General features: G+C 64.3%; 11 protein-coding genes and 1 tRNA gene. 1 reads left to right on the forward strand and 11 read right to left on the reverse strand.

The features are described 5' to 3' along the window. Positions 1-38 precede the first annotated feature (38 nt). The 11 genes from AOBCEHNH_RS03575 to AOBCEHNH_RS03625 all read right to left on the reverse strand — a co-directional run bounded on the left by AOBCEHNH_RS03575 (position 39) and on the right by AOBCEHNH_RS03625 (position 13200). A complete protein-coding gene (locus AOBCEHNH_RS03575; protein WP_152063183.1) occupies positions 39-929 on the reverse strand; it encodes a hypothetical protein in 891 nt (296 codons plus the stop codon). Between the two features lie 56 nt (positions 930-985). After that, positions 986-2167, reverse strand: coding sequence for an FtsW/RodA/SpoVE family cell cycle protein (locus AOBCEHNH_RS03580; RefSeq protein ID WP_152063184.1), 1182 nt, complete (start codon positions 2165-2167; stop codon positions 986-988). 9 nt (positions 2168-2176) lie between these two features. Continuing rightward, positions 2177-4222 (reverse strand): penicillin-binding protein 2, encoded by a 2046-nt coding sequence (gene mrdA, locus AOBCEHNH_RS03585; RefSeq protein ID WP_152063185.1) that lies wholly within the window; start codon positions 4220-4222, stop codon positions 2177-2179. A 9-nt stretch (positions 4223-4231) separates the two neighbouring features. Then, a complete protein-coding gene (gene mreD, locus AOBCEHNH_RS03590) occupies positions 4232-4795 on the reverse strand; it encodes a rod shape-determining protein MreD (RefSeq protein WP_152063186.1) in 564 nt (187 codons plus the stop codon). A gap of 10 nt (positions 4796-4805) precedes the next feature. Beyond that, positions 4806-5720 carry a rod shape-determining protein MreC gene (mreC, locus tag AOBCEHNH_RS03595; protein WP_152063187.1) on the reverse strand — a complete coding sequence of 305 codons (915 nt, stop codon included), beginning with the start codon at positions 5718-5720 and terminating at the stop codon, positions 4806-4808. A gap of 81 nt (positions 5721-5801) precedes the next feature. Beyond that, positions 5802-6833 (reverse strand): rod shape-determining protein, encoded by a 1032-nt coding sequence (locus AOBCEHNH_RS03600; protein WP_006722612.1) that lies wholly within the window; start codon positions 6831-6833, stop codon positions 5802-5804. Between the two features lie 119 nt (positions 6834-6952). Then, on the reverse strand, positions 6953-8371 hold the full coding sequence (locus tag AOBCEHNH_RS03605) for a tetratricopeptide repeat protein (protein ID WP_152063188.1): 1419 nt from the start codon (positions 8369-8371) through the stop codon (positions 6953-6955). A gap of 50 nt (positions 8372-8421) precedes the next feature. Further along, positions 8422-8961, reverse strand: coding sequence for a peptidylprolyl isomerase (locus AOBCEHNH_RS03610; protein WP_152063189.1), 540 nt, complete (start codon positions 8959-8961; stop codon positions 8422-8424). Positions 8962-9048: 87 nt separating this feature from the next. After that, positions 9049-10191 (reverse strand): zinc ribbon domain-containing protein, encoded by a 1143-nt coding sequence (locus AOBCEHNH_RS03615; protein WP_152063190.1) that lies wholly within the window; start codon positions 10189-10191, stop codon positions 9049-9051. After that, entirely contained in the window at positions 10188-13019 is a 2832-nt protein-coding gene (locus AOBCEHNH_RS03620; protein WP_152063191.1) for an HAD-IC family P-type ATPase, read from the reverse strand. The genes AOBCEHNH_RS03615 and AOBCEHNH_RS03620 overlap by 4 nt, the downstream gene beginning before the upstream one ends. Before the next feature lie 104 nt (positions 13020-13123). After that, positions 13124-13200 (reverse strand) — tRNA-Arg (locus AOBCEHNH_RS03625). 213 nt (positions 13201-13413) lie between these two features. Here AOBCEHNH_RS03625 and aroF point away from each other — a divergent pair. After that, positions 13414-14268, forward strand: a complete 855-nt coding sequence (gene aroF, locus AOBCEHNH_RS03630; protein ID WP_152063192.1) for a 3-deoxy-7-phosphoheptulonate synthase — start codon at positions 13414-13416, stop codon at positions 14266-14268. The last annotated feature ends 34 nt before the right edge of the window (positions 14269-14302 follow it).

The raw sequence follows: 14302 nt of genomic DNA on the forward strand, positions 1-14302 counted from the left end.
AGGCAGCAGCGGCAGGCCAAATACCGCGGCAAACCGGCCTACGCGACCGCCTGCGGCGCAGGGGCGAGCAGGGTCTTCGCACGCGAATACGCCCCGCGGAAAAAGTCGTTCAGAGGACCGTAGTCGACATCGCGCTCGTAATAGGCGCTGAGGCAGCACCCCATGCCGAACGTACCGGCACCCGCGACAAGCGCCTTGAAGACCACACCCGGGCGCCCGATACGACGCGCCACCGCACGCGCCCCGGCGCGCAGGGCGATCGCACCGGCGAGCACCATGGCGGCCTCGTACGCGCGCTCGACCCGCATGGGTTTGCCGAACACGCCCGCGAGCTTGAGCATCATCCCGAGCTGCGTCATGGTCATAACGGGAAAATCGGCGCCTGGCATGAAGAACAGCGCGCCGGTGGCAAGGTTGGCCATGGTCGCCGACCGCACCACCCGCATGGCGGCCGCGATGCGCATGAAGGCGAAGTTCGCGGCAAAGGCGGTGTCTTTGTCGGTCCGATCCAAGATCCAGCGCGCAAGCGAGGAGAGCAGGTGCGTCGCATCGCTCGCGGCGATAAGGCCGAGCATCGCCGTATCCTGCTGGATAAAGGGCACCTCCACACTTGATTCGCAAAGAATGACGGTCGGGACGCCCGCGATCACGATCTGCTGGACGCGATCTTGCAACAGCGGGCTGCCCGAGCTCACAACCAGGGCGACGTCGGTATCGGCCTTGACGGAAAACACGGGGGCATCAAGACGCGCAACTCGCACGAGCCCCGAGGTCGTCTGCGGCACCAGGGCGTCGCGCAGGCACGAAACGATATGGGAGGGCGCGCCGGCGTCAAGGTAGACCGCCACGCGTACCGGCGCATCAACATCGCCTTGGACGCTCGCACCCATCTTGACGGCGTCAACGACAGAATCAACGGGAATCCTCATGTCACTCCTCGAAACGCTCAGACCAATACGGACGTATCCGCACGACCCAGACGGGTCTATACGGACTTGTTACCCACTCGCCAGATCGACTGGACGATACCGACTGCCGCGCACTGCATGAGCATCGACGATGAACCGAAGCTGATGAAGGGCAGCGGAATACCAGTGATGGGCATGAGGCCGATGCACATGCCGACCTCCTCGAGCAGCTGGAAGGTCCACATACCCACGACACCAACGCATGCGAGCTGCAAGAACAGGGAGTCGGATCGATGCGCCACGCGAATGGTGGAAAAGATCAGGAAGGCGAACAGGCCGAGCAGCACGAGCGCACCGACGAAACCGAACTCCTCGGACAGCAGGGCGAACACGAAGTCGGTATGGGCCTCGGGCAAAAAGCCAGCGCCGGCCTGCGATGCGTTGCCCACGCCCTTGCCGAAGAAGCCGCCCGAGCCCACAGCGATCATGGACTGCAGCAAGTTATAGCCGGCACCCGAGGTATCGGACTCGGGGTCGATGAAGACGAGCAGGCGGTTCATCTGGTACTGCTTGAGCAGGACATCGCGCCCCAGCATGCCATCGAGGACCGAGTCGAGGGCGAGCATGATCGAGACGAGGCCGATGATGAGAGCCACGGTGCACAGCACCCATTCCTTCCGGGGCCCGCTCATCATGATGATGGCGGCACCGGCAAAGAAGATCACCAGGCCGCTGCCCAAGTCGCCTGCGACCACGGCCGCACCGAAGGGAACCATGAGCATCGCGCAGAACTTGACGTACTCCCTCACCGAATCGATGCGACCGTTGTACTGCGCACCGAGCGAGGCCACAAAGAAGATCGTGATGAGCTTGGCAAGCTCGACCGGCTGGAAGGTGAGTCCGATAAGCGGAATCTTGATCCATCCGGTCATGCCTTTGGCGTTGTAAGAGAGGCCGGGGATATAGGGACTGAACAGGACGATCAAATCGATGACGAGCAGGACGGTCGTCATGCCGGCCAGGCCTGAGAAATCGGACCTCCAGCACAGGAACGCCAAGAACAGTCCGAGGCCGATGCCGACGAGCTGGCGGGTGAACGAGGCCTCGGCGATGGTGAGCGACGCGGTCCAAATCACAAAGGCGCCGTAGGCGAGCAGGAGCACCCAGGCGATGAGCACGGGCACGCTCACCTTCTGCCGCAAGCCAGCCCTGTTGGCGCCCATTTTCTTGTTCACGCGCGAAAGCGTATCTTGAGCCATGTTCCTCACCTACCTCGAGGTATCCCCGCCGACGTACTCAAGCGAGTCGGGGCAATCGTAAATGGCGCCGAGGACGTGACGAACCGCCGGCATAGAGCACGTTCCGCCAAAACCGCCCTGCTCCAACAACGTGACCACCACGTATTTGGGGTCGTCATAAGGAGCGTAGGCAATGAACCAGCCGTACAACTCCTCCCCCACCTTCTCGCCCGTGCCAGACTTGCCAGCCACCTGGACGGGCAGGTTTTTGAAGTGCTCGGCGAGGGCGGGAGACTCCTCGTAGATCATCGAGTGGAGTCCCGCATGGACGACGCCCATCTGGGAGTCCTGGTTCTTGAGCTCGACCGTCAGACGCTTCTTCGGCTCGAAGGTATAGGCATCGCCTTGGCCGTCGCGGGCCACGACCGAATGCAGGACATGAGGCGTGTACTCGACGCCGTTCATGGCGATGCCGGCATATGCCGTTGCCATCTGGATGGGCGTCACGAGGATGTCGCCCTGGCCGATGGCGATGTTGGTCATATCGCCGGCATTCCATGCACGCTCCTCGGCCGACCAATCCTTGAAGTAGCTCTCTTTCCATTCGGCATCCGGAACGCGACCCACGCCCTCGGCGGGCAGATCGACGCCCGTCTTGGAACCCAGGCCCCAGCGACGGAACATCTCCTGCAGGCCCTCGGTGTCATGGTCGGCGTAGAAGAAGTTCTTGCCCAGATCGTAGAAGACCGCGTCGCAAGAGTCCCTGATACCATCCTGCAGGCCACGGACGCCGTGGCCCTTGTGCAGCCAGCACCACTTGCCGCTTCCCTCGCCCAGGCCGGTCCACCAGCCCCTGCAATCGGATCGGGTCTCGGCAGTGTACACGCCGTATTCCATACCGGCGAAGGAGCTCAGGGGCTTGATGGTGGATGCGGACATGTACTGGCCACCAACGACGCGGTTGACCAGCGGACGTCCGCCCTTGTCATCGTTGAGCTCGGACCAGATGTCGGAGGAGATGCCGCCGACGAACACGGACGGATCGAACGACGGGAAGCTCGCCATGCCGAGGACATCGCCATTGGTGCAGTCGAGGCAGACACAGGCGCCCGCGCCCCCCGGATACCCGGTGCGCTCGGCGGTCTCCTGGCTGATCTTGAGACCTTCCTCGCACGCCTGCTGGATCTTCACGTCGATCGTGAGCTTGATGTCGCTACCGGGCTCGGCGGGCACGGCGCCGGCTTGGGCCGTCACGTTGCCACTCGCGTCGACCTTGACGGTCTGCTCGCCACGAATGCCCTGTAGAAGGTTCTCGTAGTAGTATTCGACGCCTGCCTGACCCACGATGTCACCATGCTGGTAGACGATCGAGCCGGAATTGGCCTTCTCATCCTTTTGGGCGTCGAGCTGTTCCTGAGTGACCGTGCCGGTATATCCAACGACGTGGCACGCGAGCGTGCCGTAGGGATAGGCGCGCTCGGTGCGCTCGGCGATGTAGACGCCGGGGAACAGGTCGATGTGCTCTTGGATGTAGGCAACGGTAGAGCGCCTCACATCGGTGGCAACGGTATGAGGGCTTTGCGGGCCCTCGGTGTTGTTCTGGATGTTGCGCAACACGGCCATATAGGGCATGCCGAGCACGTTGGCGAGATGCCGAACCGTGACCGGATCATCCGCAAGGTCGCGGTACGCCGTGATGGCAAGCGAAGGACGGTTATCGACGATGGCCACGCCATTGCGGTCGAGAATGCGGCCGCGCGGCGCGGGAGTGGTCACCGTACGCGTCTGATTCTTCTCGGCGAGTGCATCGTAATGGTCCGACGAGACCATCTGCATGCTCCAGAGCTTGGCGATGATAGCGGCGAACACCGCGCCGACTCCGGCGGTGAGGAGCTTGAAGCGCCCGTTGGACTTGACGCCCTGGGTGGAACCCTCCCCCTCGGAGGCGCGCGGACGCGTGCCGTTCTGGGTGTCGAAGGTGAACTTACCCGAGTACCCCTTGAGGAACAGCAGCGAGCCAATGATGGCGACGAGCAGAATGACGCCGGCTATGATAACGATGAACTGGGCATCCATGGACGCGACCTACTTCAAGCCCTTGAAGCGCGAACCGCGCCCGTAGCCAAAACCGCGCGAGGAAAACCCGCGCTGGGCCGCAGGCGAACCCGCCATGAGCAGGAACGGGATGCTCGCAAGCACGTCGAGCACCGTCGAAGCGAGGCCATGGACGCCAATGGCCACGAGCACGCTCGACTCGACACCGAGGCCGAGCATCGCGATCGAGTAGATGAGATTGACACCGAGGATAGCGGCGATCACGACGCGCAGCGTCTCCATGCCGACGCCGGAGGTCAGGCCGCGCGACATAAGGGCCACGCCGTATCCCACCATGGCGAGCAACAGCGACATCAGTCCGACGGGACCCGTCGTGGTCAGGTCATACAGAAGGCCGGAAAAGAAGCCGACGTACACCATGGTGCGGGAATCGAGGGAAATGGCCAGAGACACCGTCAGCACGAGCATGAAATTGAACGCTCCACCAAAAAGGTGAATCTGCGGCGCGAGGGCCAGGTGCAGCAGGATGCACGCCACGACAATGCCCGAGAGACGACCGCGGGAGGGGCCTGAGTTTTTGAGTTCGAATCCCATGGACTACCTCCTATTCGCCGGCCGGGGCGTCCGCATCTGCGGCGCCGTCTGAATCAGTTGCATCGTCTTGCTGCTTGGCCGGACCGCCCTGCGGTGAGTTGTTGGCCGCGGCGACCTCCTCATCGGAGGCGACCTGGTCATCCTCGAGCGAAGTAATGACGAGGACCTCCTCGTTGTTCTCGGCCGTGGAGGCGGGACGCACGACGATCGTGCAATACACCGCGTTCGCGGCACGGTTGATTGAGGCGACGGTACCGAGCGGCAGCCCCTTGGGGAACGATCCGCCGATACCAGACGTGATGATGATGTCGCCAGCGGACACCTCGGCATCGGAGACGACGTACTCGAGGCGCAGGGTGCCATCGGCCTGTCCGCGGAGCATACCCTGAGCACGCGAACCCTGAACCATGGCCGAAATGCCGGACTGCTCGTCGCTCACGAGGCGCACGGTGGAAGTGGTGGCAGAGACCTCGATGATCTGACCGATGACGCCACCCGAGCTGCATACGGGCATACCGACCTCGAAGCCGGCGTTTACGCCCTTGTCGATGATGACAGCGTTGGACCAGGCATCGCCCGTGGACCCGATGATGCGGGCGGCGGTCGACTTCAGGCTGTACGTGGACTGGAGGCCGACGAGCTTCTCAAGACGAGCAGCCGTTTCCTGGGCTTCGGAAAGCTCGGCGACCTTGGCGGTCAGACGTTCGTTCTCCTTTTTGAGCTCCGACAGCGTCTCGGACGAGGCGCCGGCGTTACCGATCGCGTTGCCGATTGCGTTGAACGGGGCCGCAACCGCACCGCCCAGCATGCGAACGGGAGACGTGATCGTCATCGCTGCGCCGCGCAGGGAGTGGATCATGCCGGTGTCCCCCTCACGCAGGTAAAACGTAAGGAGCAGCAGCGACACGAGGCATAAAACAATCAACGGGCGACCACCCGTTGATTGTCTTGAACTATGCAGATTGGAGGAATATTTGGGCTTACCCGGCACAGGCCGACCTTTCCGCTACGCGTTGCTCTGGACGAAACCGCCGTCGAAGGCGTTTGCCTCCAGGACGCGCGCGCAGCCGTTCACGACGTTGTCGAGTGCGGTGGGACTCACGTTGACCGCAACGCCCGTCTCATCGCGCAGGCGGACGTCCAAACCGCGGAGCATGGCACCGCCGCCCGTGAGCAGGATGCCGTAGTACATGAGGTCGGAGGCAAGATCCGGCGGGGTCGCGTCGAGGGCGTCCTTGACGGCCTTGGTCATCTCATCCAGCGGCTTGTTGAGGGCGCGGCGGATCTCCTCGCTCTCGATGCGGACGGTCTTGGGCAGGCCCGTGATCACATCGCGGCCGTTGACCTCGACGTCGAGCTCGTCCTTGAGCGGGACGGCCGAACCGACCTTGATCTTGATATCCTCGGCGGTGCGCTCGCCGATGGCGAGGTTGTAGGCATCGCGAACATGCTGGAGAATCGCCTGGTCGAACTCATCGCCGGCGATACGGATGGATTGGGAGACGACGATACCGCCCATGGCGATGACCGCGACCTCAGTGGTGCCGCCACCGATGTCGATGACCATGGAGCCCGTGGGCTCCTCAACGGGCAGGTCGGCGCCGATGGCGGCGGCCATGGGCTCCTCGATGAGGTAGGCCTGACGCGCACCGGCCTGGATGGTGGCCTCGAACACGGCGCGCTTCTCGACGGACGTGACGCCGGAGGGCACGCACACGACGACGCGAGGGCGCGGGGTCCAGGGATAGCGCTTCTCACTCGCCTTGTCGATGAAGTAGCGCAGCATGGCCTCGGTCACATCGAAGTCAGCGATGACGCCGTCCTTGAGCGGGCGGACGGCGACGATGTTGCCAGGCGTGCGCCCGAGCATGCGCTTGGCCTCGATGCCGACAGCCAGAATGCGCTCGTCGTTCTTATCGATTGCGACAACGGAGGGCTCGCGGATGACGATGCCCTTGCCACGCACGGAGACGAGGGTGTTGGCCGTACCGAGGTCGATCGCCAGATCGCCGTCGTACTGACCGAAAAACATATCCATCAGAGAAAACAAGTCTGCTCCTACGTCAAACACACGGGGTTCACTGGGACAAGTGTAGCGTCCGCCCGTACGTCAAAGATAACGTGCGCGGAAAACGCATCACCCGTCCACTGAAACTACTACTGTGCGGCAGCCTCGCCGGCAGGCTCGGCAGTCGGGTCCTCCGCAGCGGGCGCATCGGCGGCAGCGGCGTCCTCAGCGGGAGCCTCGTCCGTGGCAGCGTCGGCATCGGTGGGCTCGGCAGCGGACTCATCGGTACCAGCGGAGGCGTCGACATCGCCGGAGACGTTGAAGTCGGAGGCGATCGAGCAAACGACCCAACCGAGACCCTCGCGGACGAAGTCGACCTCATACGTCATCTCGCCGCCCTGCTTGAGCGCGACCTTGACCGTAGCCTTGGACTCGCTCATGCCGGCATCCATGCCCTCGATGGTCGCGGTGGCGTCCTTGGGGATGGAGGCCACGATGACCGCACGCTGGCTATCGTCGAGGCCGGAGGCCAAGAACTCATCGGTTGCGGCATCGGAGGAGGCAGCCTCGAACAGCTTGGTAAGCGTGTCCTGCTGCGTGGGGAAGCCGAATCCGCGGGTGTAGGCAAAGGCAAGGCCGCCGCCTGCAACAACCAGGATGAGGAGGATCGTGATGAAGATCTTGAGACCGAGGTGACGGTGCTTGCGGCGAACCTTGGCCTCGGCGCGATCCTGCTGAACCATCTCGTGCTCGGAAAGCGTGAAGAATCCGGTGTCGGACGGATCGGGCATGAAGTTGCCGGACTGTCCGAGCGGATCGAGCGGGTCGACCGCGGTGTCGAAGGCGTCGGTCGCCGGCATCATTGCCGCGGAGGCGGACAGCGCATCATGCGCGCGATCGCGAGCAGCGGACTGATCGGCCGTGAGCTGATACACGCCGTCCGCGGTTGCGGCAGTGAAGGCGTCGAGCGCATCGCTGAAGCGGTTGGCGGCGGCGTACGCGCAGCCCAGACCGGCGTTGATAGCGCTCACATCATCGCGCGGACCGGCAAAATCGAGCGCGGTGCGGTACGACTCAATGGCATCCTCAGGACGCTGCAGGGCGACGAAGCAATCGCCGAGGCTCGCCAAGGCGCCAGCCGGGGCGGGGTTGGTCCCGTCGATAGCAGCCTGGCGGTAGGCCACACCGGCCTCCGTGAGGTTGCCGAGCTTCTCCAGTGCGCTGCCGAGACCGAGGTAGGCCTTATACGGGGTGGCGTAGCTGGCATCCTGGGTGGCAGCGGAGAAGGAGGAGACGGCCGAGGCCAAATCGCCGGCGGCGACGAGGGCCTTACCCTGGTTGGTGAGCAGCGCGCCCTTCTTGCCGTAGGCGTCATCCTTCAACGCGACGGCATAAGCAGCCGCCGCCTCGGCATAACGACCGAGGCGCATGAGCGAGTTGCCGCGGAGATGGTCGGCCTCGCCCCAGGGCTGGTCGCCCTCTTTGGCAGCGGAGAACAGCTGGGCCGCGGCGGCAAAGTCGCCGGTGCGGTAAGCGCTGCGGGCCTGTTCCAAAACTTGAGCGTTCACATGTACTCCTTAGACGCGTAAGGGTCGTTTACTTCTCGCGAGGCGGATCTTTAAGCCTCGTGGACGATCTCGATATGGCGGATCTCGTCGCCGGCGCGCAAGCGACTGATGACGTCGAGGCCCTCGACCGTGGAGCCGAAGACGGTGTAACCAGAATCGAGGTTGTGCTGCGGACCCAGGCAGAAGTAGAACTGGGAGCCCGCGGAATTGGGGTCCATGGAACGGGCCATCGCAAGGGCGCCGTCCTCGTGGCTGTTGTTCGGGTTGGTGGAGAACTCCTCCTGGATGTTCCAGCCGGGACCGCCAGTACCGGGCTGGCCGTCGGGACCCATCTGGCCCGCGGCGACCTGCTCGGGGGTCATGTCGCGCGTGTTGGGGCAACCGCCCTGGATCACGAACCCGGGGACGTAGCGATGGAACTTGAGGCCGTCATAGAACCCCATCACGGACAGCTCGCAGAAGTTCGCGACATGAATCGGGGCGCCCGCGGAATCGAGCTTGACGCGGATGGTGCCCTGCGAGGTCTCGATGATGGCGCTCTCGTCGCCGGCGAGCTGGTACTCGGGTGTGCGGGTCTTCTTGAAGAACATGAGTCTCCCCCTAACGTACGTGCATATAGAACTTATCTTACCACGCCCAACGCGACCCGCCCGCACGCGGCGGGCGGGGCACGAACCTTACTTTTCGACGGGTTTCCACGCGGCGACGTTCTTCTCGTACTCGATGACGTCGACGGCGCGGCCATCGACCATGGACACCTCGCGCAGGGGTGCGAGGATCTCGTCCTGATGGTCGGCCGGACGCTCTCCCTGCGGAACCGCGAGCGAGACGTCCCACGATTTGCACAGCACGTCGACGCGGTTGTACATCCACGTGGCAAGCTGCTTAAGATGCTCGACGTCCTCGGCATACGCCGTGTTCTCGGCAAGGCGCAGGGAGTCGAGCTCATCCAGGGTCTGCTGGATGGTAGAACGCAGGTCATACGCGCCTTGGGAAGCCTGCGAGCGCTGATCGAAGTCCTTGATGAGATATTGCCCGTTGAAGGTCTCGATCACCGGACCCAGGGCGTCCTGATACGACGTGATCTCGGCATACACAGCGGAGAGCAGCTGGAAGGCCTCGGGTTCGGAGAGCACATGGGCGCCGTCGGCCTCTCCTGCCCCCGTCTCCCCCGTCTCGGGGGCGGAATCGTCGGCGGAGCCCTTCTCGGCCACCTGGCGGCTCGGGTACATCTCGCTCGCGGCCCGATCGAAGGACTCGACGATACCGGGCATCACGCCCAGCGGGTCGGTCGCGACGAACACGCCAACCGCCCCAAAGAGGAGAACCGCGACAAGCGGAGCGACCCAACGGGGGCGGCGCGCCTTGGCGTAGGCGTCGTCTCCACGCGCAAGGTCGTCATCGCTCACGACGGGCCGCGGACGCGGTGCTGCGGAACGCGAAGCCGAGGGCGCCTGCGCGGCGGAAAGCTCGTCGCCATCCAGGACGCTCGTCGCCTGCTCGTCGCGAGGGGCGGCGGAGCTCGTAGAGGCGCTCGGGGCCGGCACCGCGCCGGCAATCATCTCGGCGGTCAGACGCGGGAAGCTCGCGGTACGACCGGCCGCGAGGTCGGAAGCGGCGGACTGCTCAGAGAGGATGCCCGGAGCGGGTCGGCCGCATTTGGGGCATGTGCGGTCCTGGTCGCCCAGGCGCGCACCGCAGCCCTCGCAAAAAATGAAATCGGGGTGCGTGGAAGCGGGGCGCGGCGACAGGTCGGCGCCGCACGCGGGGCACGTGCTCGAATCATCGGAAATGGAAGCGTTGCAGATGGGGCAGATCAATGGTCCTTCTTCCGCTTGGTCTTGGGCATCCGCACGCGGATGCCGCCGTTGGCCTGCTCAACACGATAGCGTTTTTTGCGTCCGGACGAAGCTCCGACCGCGGTCTTCACGCTCTCCCGACGGGTGTCGGAAATCGCGACCTCGGGCGAATCCGCCTCGGCGGCGGCGCGGGCGGAGGCGTCGGCCTTGCGGCGCGCGAATCGCTCGCGAGCGCGGTCGAAGGCGCGACGGGCGCTCGAGCCCGTGGAGGTGACCTTGCGCCCGCCGGAGCGCCCGCGCACACTCACCCGAACGCCGCGACCGAAGCCGGTGGCAAGCTTGCTCGTCTTCTCGGGCGAGCGCTCGAGCATGTCGGTGAGCCAGGCGAACAAAAGGCATCCCACAGCGGCGAACAGCGCACCAAGCACGGCGGGAATGAGCTTGAGGCGAGCAATCGAGAAGAATCCGGGGAACCCGACAACACCGACCGCAAGACCCGCGATGACGAACACGAACACGGCGCGGCGCAGCGGCGTGAAGGGCACCGAGATGCGCCAGATGAGGTAGACGCCCACGGCGCACGCGGTGATGAGGCACATCGTTGAGAGCATCGCCTCGGAATACCCAAAGAGCGCGGCGGCCCCCATGCACAGGATCGAACCGGCCAACACGCCCGCGCTCGCGGGGAGGGCGCGCTTAAGGACGTTCGCCAGGAAGTTGCCGCGCACACGAGCCGTGTTGGGCTCGAGCGCCAAGACAAAGCTCGGGAAGCCGATGCAATAGAAATTGATGAGCGTCATCGTGATGGGCAGGAAGGGATAGGGCGGCACAAAGATGCACAGCGCGGCCAGGCCCATCGAGAACAGGGTCTTGGTGAGGAACAGCGCGGCCGAGCGCTGCAGGTTGTTGATGGAGCGACGCCCCTCGGCAACGACCTCGGGCATGGCCGCAAAATCGTTATCGACGAGCACGATCTCGGCGACGTTGCGCGCAGCGTCAGAACCCGCGGCCATGGCCACCGAGCAATCGGCCTCCTTGAGGGCGAGCACGTCGTTCACGCCGTCGCCCGTCATGGCGACCGTATGGCCGCGGCGCTGCAACGCGTTGACGAGCTCGCGCTTCTGCTGCGGGGTCACACGGCCAAAGACGTGATAGCGATCGACCGCGGCGTCCACCTTACCGGGCGTATCGAGCGTGGTTGCGTCCACATACCTATCGGCCCCAGGGATGCCGACCGTGCGCGCGATCGTCGAGACCGTACGCGGGTCGTCACCGGAGATGACATTGAGGGTGACGCCCTGCTCGCAAAAATAGCGGATGGTGTCCGCCGCGGACGAACGAATCTCATCGCGGATGGTCACAAAGCCCAAGGGACGGGGTTCGCCGATGATATCGCCCTCATCGGTGAATCCGTCGACCTCGGCAACCACCAGCACACGGCACAGCGACGCGAGCTCGGCGACGCGGCCCTCGAAACGGGCAAAGACATCCGGCGTGAGCACGAACTGCGAGGCGCCCATGACGCACGCGACCGAATCTGAGCCGAACGCACCGCCCGTGAGCTGAGCGCCGCTCCACTTCTTGGCGGAGGAGAAAGCGATGGCGCGCTGGGCCTCGGGCGCACGGGCGAGGTCGCGATAGTGCGCAAGGACCGCCGTGCAGGTCTCGTTCGCATCGTCCGACGTGGCCCGGGCGATGCCAGAGAGCGCAGCGTGCATCCGCTGCGACGCGGAATCGAGGCGATCGGCGTCGAAGGCCTCCGCGGGCGCGGCCCCGCCAAGGTCGTCGGCCACATACACGCCCTCGACCTCCATATGGCCCGAGGTGATCGTGCCGGTCTTGTCCAGGCAGAGCACGTCCACGCGGGCGAGCGTCTCGATGCAATAGAGCTGCTGCGCAAGCACCTTGCGGCGCGCGAGGCGGATGGTCGCGATGGCAAGCACGGAGGAGGTGAGAAGCACCAGCCCCTGCGGGATCATGCCGAGCAGGGCACCCACCGTGGAGAGGATGGCCGACGAGATGGCACCCCACGAATCGCCCGATGCGACCCACGAGGCGAGCGTGGAGGAAGAATTGGGATCGAGCGCACACCAGGACTGATAAGAGTTGTGGACGCTCGAGTAGAACAGCACAAGGCCGATGGGCACCATGAGAACGCTGGCAAACCGCACGATGGCGTTCAGCGCGTTCATGATCTCGGAGTTGACCTTCTTGACGTACTTCGCCTCGTTGTTGATGCGCGCGACGTAGTTGTCGGCGCCAACATGGATCACGCGTGCGTACACGAGACCCGCGTCGATGAAGCTGCCGCTCATGAGCTCATCGCCGGGACGCTTGTGAATCGCGTCGCTCTCACCGGTGAGTAGGCTCTCGTTCACGTGGCACTCGCCCGAGACAACGACCGCGTCGGCCGGGATCTGGTCTCCCCTGCCCAGGCGAATCAGGTCGTCGAGCACGAGCTCATCGAGCTGAAGTTCGACCTCCCGATCGTCGCGAACCGCGACGGCGCATTTCGAGGCGAGCAGCGTGAGCTTGTCCACCATGCGCTTGGAGCGCAAGGCCTGCACGATACCGATGCCCGTGTTGAGAAGCACGACCCCCAGGAAGGTCAGGTTCTTCCAGGCGCCAGTCACGATGACGAGCGCGGCCAGGATGATATTGATCAGGTTGAACAGGGTGCAGGTGTTCTCGATGACGAGCTCCTTGACCGACTTGGTCTTGAGCTCGGTGTTGACGTTGACCTTGCCCTGCGCGACGCGCTCGGCGACCTCGGATGACGTCAAGCCGCGCGTGCCGAACTCGACAGTGGCGCGCTCGTCCGGGGACGCGCCTTTGCTTGCAATACCCATAACCGATCCGTTCCGCAGCGCACGCTGCCTGATTACAAGAAAGGCCACGTGCGAAACCGCCCGCGACCCATAAGGATTCGGGCTCAAAGCCCGAGGATGTTTGTTGGTGCGCCATATAGGGTTCGAACCTACGGCCTTCTGCTCCGGAGGCAGACGCTCTAATCCACTGAGCTAATGGCGCGCGACGGATTGCATTATACCCAAGTGAGGGGACGGACTGATGCTCTTTGCCAATCTTTCAAAAACGCAACCCCGGGCTCGGTACCGCCGTTCTGTAGTCTCTACTCTAATACACGCGAGCCGCAAACCCCGTCGGGACGGTGGGGTACACTCGATGGGGTCAGTCAGTCCGGCTATGCCGGGCGCAACTTGCAACGTAAACGAAAGGGGCTCCATGATCGCGATCTCGCACGCACGTGCGGCAAAGCCGCAGCGAAAGGTCGACCGCGCCTCACACCCCGAGGACACGGTCATCGACCTCGGCGGCGGCGTTAAGATCGGCGGCGGACACTTCCAGGTCATCGCGGGCCCCTGCTCTGTGGAGGGCGACAACCTGCTCACCATTGCCGCGCGCTGCAAGGCGGCGGGCGCCACACTCCTGCGAGGCGGCGCGTACAAGCCCCGCACCTCCCCCTACGACCATCAGGGCATGGGCGAGCACGGGCTCGACCTCTTGCTCGAGGCGCGCGCCCAAACGGGCATGCCGATCGTGAGCGAGGTCATGGACACGCGCGACGTGGAGCTGTTCGTGAACCGCGGCATCGACGTCATGCAAATCGGGGCGCGAAACGCACAGAACTTCGCGCTGCTCAAGGAAGTCGGCCGAACAAAGACCCCGGTCTTACTCAAGCGCGGCATGGCAAGCACGCTCGAAGAGCTGCTCATGGCCGCCGAATACATCATGAGCGAGGGCAACGAGCAAGTCATCCTGTGCGAGCGTGGCATCCGCACGTTCGAGACGGCCACGCGCAACACCTTTGACCTCAACGCCATCCCGGCGCTGCATCACCTCACCCATCTCCCGGTCGCGGCGGACCCTTCCCATGCGACCGGTTGCGCCCGCTACGTGGGACCAATGGCACTCGCAGCCTGCGCGGCGGGAGCCGACGCACTCGAGATCGAGGTGCACGACGACCCGGCGAACGCCTGGTCCGACGGCCCACAGGCCCTCACGTGCGACGAATTCGACGCGACGATGGAACGGATACGCGCGATCCGCTCGGCAATCTCAAGCCCACGCGGCGAATAGCCGCGCGAACAACACACACCCACCACTCGGCAAA

The organism is Collinsella intestinalis, from assembly GCF_902501455.1.
Taxonomy (GTDB): domain Bacteria; phylum Actinomycetota; class Coriobacteriia; order Coriobacteriales; family Coriobacteriaceae; genus Collinsella; species Collinsella intestinalis.

What these genes read in the sequence shown, in the direction of transcription:
- AOBCEHNH_RS03600 (WP_006722612.1), bottom strand. Translation starts at nt 6,833, where the DNA reads ATGGATATGTTTTTCGGTCAGTACGACGGCGATCTGGCGATCGACCTC.
- mreD (WP_152063186.1), bottom strand. Translation starts at nt 4,795, where the DNA reads ATGGGATTCGAACTCAAAAACTCAGGCCCCTCCCGCGGTCGTCTCTCG.
- AOBCEHNH_RS03610 (WP_152063189.1), bottom strand. Translation starts at nt 8,961, where the DNA reads ATGTTCTTCAAGAAGACCCGCACACCCGAGTACCAGCTCGCCGGCGAC.
- AOBCEHNH_RS03620 (WP_152063191.1), bottom strand. Translation starts at nt 13,019, where the DNA reads ATGGGTATTGCAAGCAAAGGCGCGTCCCCGGACGAGCGCGCCACTGTC.
- AOBCEHNH_RS03580 (WP_152063184.1), bottom strand. Translation starts at nt 2,167, where the DNA reads ATGGCTCAAGATACGCTTTCGCGCGTGAACAAGAAAATGGGCGCCAAC.
- AOBCEHNH_RS03575 (WP_152063183.1), bottom strand. Translation starts at nt 929, where the DNA reads ATGAGGATTCCCGTTGATTCTGTCGTTGACGCCGTCAAGATGGGTGCG.
- aroF (WP_152063192.1), top strand. Translation starts at nt 13,414, where the DNA reads ATGATCGCGATCTCGCACGCACGTGCGGCAAAGCCGCAGCGAAAGGTC.
- mrdA (WP_152063185.1), bottom strand. Translation starts at nt 4,222, where the DNA reads ATGGATGCCCAGTTCATCGTTATCATAGCCGGCGTCATTCTGCTCGTC.